The organism is Dorea sp. MB18-49, from assembly GCF_023669465.1.
GTDB classification, from domain to species: Bacteria; Bacillota; Clostridia; order Lachnospirales; family Lachnospiraceae; genus Dorea_A; species Dorea_A longicatena.
On sequence record NZ_JAMOYX010000086.1, the window covers coordinates 1 to 4,607 of the forward strand.

Below are 4,607 nucleotides of genomic sequence, written 5' to 3' on the forward strand. Positions count from 1 at the left end.
ATGTTTTGCAAAAAATAGCTGTGAATTTTCTATAATTGCATCTATTATTTATGTTTTTATGATAATGCATAATCTTTTCGTTCTCGCTTTTAACTATTCCATTAGTTCAGGAGGATTTCATACCATTTGAGGAGAAAGATTTGAACAAAGAACAAAAGAAAAATGTCCAATACGATGCTTACGCCAAATATATCTTATCTCAAAAAGAAGTTTTGGCACGTATCCTAAAATTCACAATTGCAGAATTTCAGGACTTGGAAGCGGAAGTGATCATGGAGCTGATAGAAGGTGAACCGCTTGTATCAAAAGTGAGCACAGAGCCTGGCGAGACAAATCAGACATTCCATGATAAAATTACTGGGAACAATACAGAAAATACAGAATTGGGAGAGGGAACGATATTTTTCGATGTGATCTTCTACGTTAGAATGAAGGATGGTGTCAGCCGCATCATTAACTTTGCGTTAAATAAGAACTGATGCAGAAAAATTGAATTTTAAGGAATCCATTGTCATGGCTGATATGTTATGGCAGTGGATTTTAAACGAAATCGTTTCATTGCAGCAAAAGAGCTCTCTGTGGAATACACAGGGAGCCTTTTGCATATTTTTATTTTTTTGTGCTATCAGCATCGATGACAGACTGAATCTGTTTCATCAGAGTATCATAATTGTCTTGATTATCAATCCCGCCGAGCATCGGATCACCTACAATATTACCATTTCTATCGACCAGTATTGTTGTAGGAAATGCCATGATATCGGATGCGTATTTCCCTGCATCTGAAGAAGAGTCAATGGAAAGATTGCGATATTTAGCACCCTGGCTCTTGAGAAGAGTCTTTGCTTCTTTTATGGCAGTTTTATTTCCATCGAAGGTTTCTGTATTGATGCCTACGACTTCGCCGCCCATTGATTTGATTGCATCGTTTAATTCGTTAAGTTTAGATAACTCGGCAACACAAGGCTTGCATCCGGTGAACCAGAAATTGATGACAGTTACTGCATTTTTGGAAAACAGGCTTTCATCAACAGAATTCCCATCATAATCCTGACCAGAAAAATTCTTGAAAGGAGATGCGTCGTTGGAACTGTTTTTCTGATCGGTGTTATCAGATCCTGTATTTTTCTTTTCAATCTCAGCGATCTGTTCCTCGATTTTTCGGATAATTTCAATATCAGCGGTAAGTGTTTTCAGCTCGTCATCTGTAAAAGAGTCTTTGTTTGATTCAACAGTGTCAGCCAGATAATCCGCATAGTTTCCATTTTGATCTGCAGCACTTTTGCTCATCATGCCAAATGCTTTGTTCCATACATCTTCGTGATCTGCGAAGATCTGATTTTCCTGCTGATATAAATCATTCAGTTTAGAGTTGGAATCGTCTGCAGATTCTGAGCCGGATTCAGTCTTGGTATTCTGAGATTTTTCTGTGCCTGCAGTTCCTTTCCCGCTACATGCTGTAAATAATAATGCTATGCAAAGTGTTAAAATAGAGAGAAATGTTCTTTTTGTTTTCATAAATAATTGCTCCTTAAAATAATAGTAATAAAATTAATAGTTACCGGTTGGTTATGGTTGGTTGCTGTTGTTCTTTTTCTGACATGTTTTGCCTAGAAACTGATATTGGATTGCATCTTTTGGACAAGCTTTGATACAAGCTCCGCACCGTATACATTCTGGATGATTCGGAGTCTTGCATACGTCAATATCCATTTTACATACCTTTGAACATTGGCTACATCCGATACATTGGCTGCTTTCAATCTTAATATTGAGAAAGCTGATCTTATTAAATAATGAGTAGATTGCACCAAGAGGACAGATCCATTTACAGAAGGGTCTGTAAAACAAAATACTCAACACAACAACTGTAATCAAAATAAGACATTTAAAAGAAAAAAGTGTTCCAAGTGCAGATCTTATAGCGGTATTTCCAAGTGACAATGGTATGGCTCCTTCCAAAACACCTTGTGGGCAAATGTACTTACAGAAGAACGGATCCCCCATTCCTACAGAGTTCGTTACAAACATTGGCAGAAGGATAACGAAAACAATGAGGACCATATATTTCAAGTATCTTAGCAGCTTCAGTCGGGCTGTGGAAAATTTTTTTCCGGGGATTTTATGAAGTAAATCCTGAAACCAGCCAAACGGACATAAAAAACCACAGATAAATCTTCCGAGTATCATACCGAGTAGAATGAGAAACCCGGTTATGTAATATGAAAATTTAAATCGGGAGGATCCGATAACCGCCTGAAAAGCTCCAATGGGGCAGGCGCCTGTTGCAGCAGGACAGGAATAGCAGTTTAATCCTGGCACACATACTGTTTTAATCTTGCCCTGATATATTTTGCCTTTAAGTAAATTGGGAATATGGATATTGGTAAGTAATGTGGCAATTGCCTGTATCCATCCCCGTATTCTGGCAACTTTTTTTGATAGTAATTTCGTTTTTTTATCCAATTCCAACACACTCCAGACATAATTTTATTGCTTTGCCAAAGACGGCAGCAGCTTCACCTCGGATCACACCATAGCCAATCATGGCTGTACCTGTGATGAATATTACAAATTGAAATATTTTTTTGCACTTCAAGATTTTGTTACTCCTTTCGTTGGTTGTATTTGTTGACCAGCTGACTTCGGTATTATACAATAGTTAGTGTGAAATTTTCGTTAAGAAGCGGGTGGAATGATTTTGAGATTATTAATAGTTGAAGATGAAAAACAAATATGTGATGCGGTTGCGAAAAGTCTGTATGATGCCGGGTACGAGGTGGATACCTGTTATGATGGGGAAGAGGCATTGGAATACATCCTGACAGAAAATTATGATTTGATTGTTCTGGATCTGAATCTGCCCGGCATGGATGGGATGGAAATCCTAAAAGAACTCAGACAGAGCAATGAGGAGACAAAGGTTCTTATATTATCGGCAAGAGGGCAGATTGCAGATAAAGTCGAAGGGTTGGATGCTGGTGCGAATGATTATATGGAAAAGCCGTTTCATCTACAGGAACTTGAGGCTCGTATCAGAAGTCTGACAAGAAGGAAATTTGTACAAAAGGATGTATGTCTGGAAAGCGGCGATATCATGTTCGACACGATAAAACGTGAGGCATATGCAAAGGAAACAAAGATTTCCCTGACAAGAAAAGAAAAAGGAATTTTGGAATATTTGCTTCTTAACCTGGGAAGACCGGTAAGTCAGGAGGAATTGATGGAGCATGTCTGGGATGCATCTGTGGATAGCTTCAGTGGAGCCATCCGGGTGCATATGTCTTCGCTAAGGAGAAAGCTTAAGGCAGTGCTTGGATATGATGCAATTATGAATAAGGTGGGAGAAGGATATAAAATACGAGAGGAGTCTGATTGATGAAAAAAATGTCACTGCAGTGGAGACTTACTTGTATAACTGCATTGTGTATTGCGATTATATGTGGGTGCCTGACAATGTTTGTCTATAAAAATGGTGTGTATTATATGGATTCCCTGCAAAAGGCTGTTGACGCTCAGGGAGATGACAGCGGAGGTGGTTCGGAAGAAATATACATCAGCATACCAGAGGATAAGTGGGATGAGTTCTCAAATGATTTTTCTGTTCAAGTGTACAATAATAAAGAAGACTACAAAAGAAACAGTCTGATAGTTTCGGCTTTATTGGCTCTCCTTGGTGGAGTGGCCGCATATTTTATAAGTGGACATGCCCTTAAACCAATTCGTGAGTTTTCTGATAAAATTGAAGAAGTGCAGGCTCAAAACCTGGCAGATTCGGGAATAGAAGAATGTAAGATTAAAGAACTGAATCAGCTTAGTGTTTCGTATAACAAGATGCTTGAACGCCTCTCAGATGCATTTGAGATACAGAGACAATTTACTGCGAGTGCAGCACATGAGCTTCGAACTCCATTATCGTTAATGCAGGTACAGCTTGACTTGTATCATTCCACTCAGCATCCGGGCAGTGATGCAGACACCGTACAGATGATAAAGATGTTGACGGAACAAAATGACAGGCTTGGCAAGATGGTAAAAACACTTCTCGACATGAGTGAGCTTCAGACTGTAGGACGGGATGAAAAAATTATCCTTAATGATCTCGTTGACGAGGTATTGGAAGATTTGGAACCTCTTGCACAGGAAAAGAATATAAAACTTATTGGAAAATATAAGAATATAACGATGATTGGAAGTGATATCCTTATTTATAGGCTGGTATATAATCTTGTTGAGAATGCTATAAAATACAATCATTCAGATGGTCAGGTTACAGTAAATGCATACAAAAAACAAAAACATATTTACCTGTCAGTAGAGGATACCGGAAGCGGAATTCCGAAAGAACTCAGGGAACGTGTATTTGAACCATTCTTTCGCGTGGATAAATCCAGAAGCCGAGAGCTTGGTGGTGTAGGACTTGGACTTGCTCTGGTTCATGAGATCGTGAGAGTGCACGATGGCAGTATCAGCATTAAGTCAAACCCTGCAGGTGGAACAATCTTTGAGGTTATTTTTGACCAGAAATCAAAGGAATAGTTATTCAAAAAAAGAACAAAAAAAGATGCTTGTAAATAGGATTGACTCCTAACTGATTACCATATATT

At 38.6% G+C, this 4,607-nt stretch carries 6 protein-coding genes; 3 read left to right on the forward strand and 3 right to left on the reverse strand.

The window, feature by feature from the left end:
• The first annotated feature begins 140 nt into the window (after positions 1-140).
• Complete coding sequence (locus NCY30_RS14710) at positions 141-479, forward strand: hypothetical protein (protein WP_055302885.1); 339 nt, start codon at positions 141-143, stop codon at positions 477-479.
• 130 nt (positions 480-609) lie between these two features.
• Here the strand turns inward: NCY30_RS14710 and NCY30_RS14715 are convergent, their stop codons facing one another.
• Genes NCY30_RS14715 through NCY30_RS14725 form a run of 3 tightly spaced genes read right to left on the reverse strand, consistent with a single transcriptional unit; the run spans position 610 to position 2,602 of the window.
• On the reverse strand, positions 610-1,518 hold the full coding sequence (locus NCY30_RS14715; protein ID WP_173734311.1) for a TlpA disulfide reductase family protein: 909 nt from the start codon (positions 1,516-1,518) through the stop codon (positions 610-612).
• 51 nt (positions 1,519-1,569) lie between these two features.
• The gene (locus tag NCY30_RS14720; RefSeq protein ID WP_250818869.1) at positions 1,570-2,466 is read right to left on the reverse strand and encodes a 4Fe-4S binding protein; all 897 of its coding nucleotides are present in this window, start codon (positions 2,464-2,466) and stop codon (positions 1,570-1,572) included.
• Complete coding sequence (locus NCY30_RS14725; protein ID WP_044919706.1) at positions 2,459-2,602, reverse strand: CD1871A family CXXC motif-containing protein; 144 nt, start codon at positions 2,600-2,602, stop codon at positions 2,459-2,461. Before NCY30_RS14725 ends, NCY30_RS14720 begins: the two co-directional genes overlap by 8 nt.
• A gap of 93 nt (positions 2,603-2,695) precedes the next feature.
• Between NCY30_RS14725 and NCY30_RS14730 the strand changes: the two genes are divergently transcribed.
• Complete coding sequence (locus tag NCY30_RS14730; protein ID WP_006426539.1) at positions 2,696-3,379, forward strand: response regulator transcription factor; 684 nt, start codon at positions 2,696-2,698, stop codon at positions 3,377-3,379.
• Entirely contained in the window at positions 3,379-4,539 is a 1,161-nt protein-coding gene (locus tag NCY30_RS14735; protein ID WP_250818870.1) for a HAMP domain-containing sensor histidine kinase, read from the forward strand. The genes NCY30_RS14730 and NCY30_RS14735 overlap by 1 nt, the downstream gene beginning before the upstream one ends.
• Positions 4,540-4,607: the final 68 nt, after the last annotated feature.

Coding starts and splice junctions, on each gene's coding strand:
- NCY30_RS14715 (WP_173734311.1), bottom strand. CDS start 1,518: ATGAAAACAAAAAGAACATTTCTCTCTATTTTAACACTTTGCATAGCA.
- NCY30_RS14730 (WP_006426539.1), top strand. CDS start 2,696: ATGATTTTGAGATTATTAATAGTTGAAGATGAAAAACAAATATGTGAT.
- NCY30_RS14735 (WP_250818870.1), top strand. CDS start 3,379: ATGAAAAAAATGTCACTGCAGTGGAGACTTACTTGTATAACTGCATTG.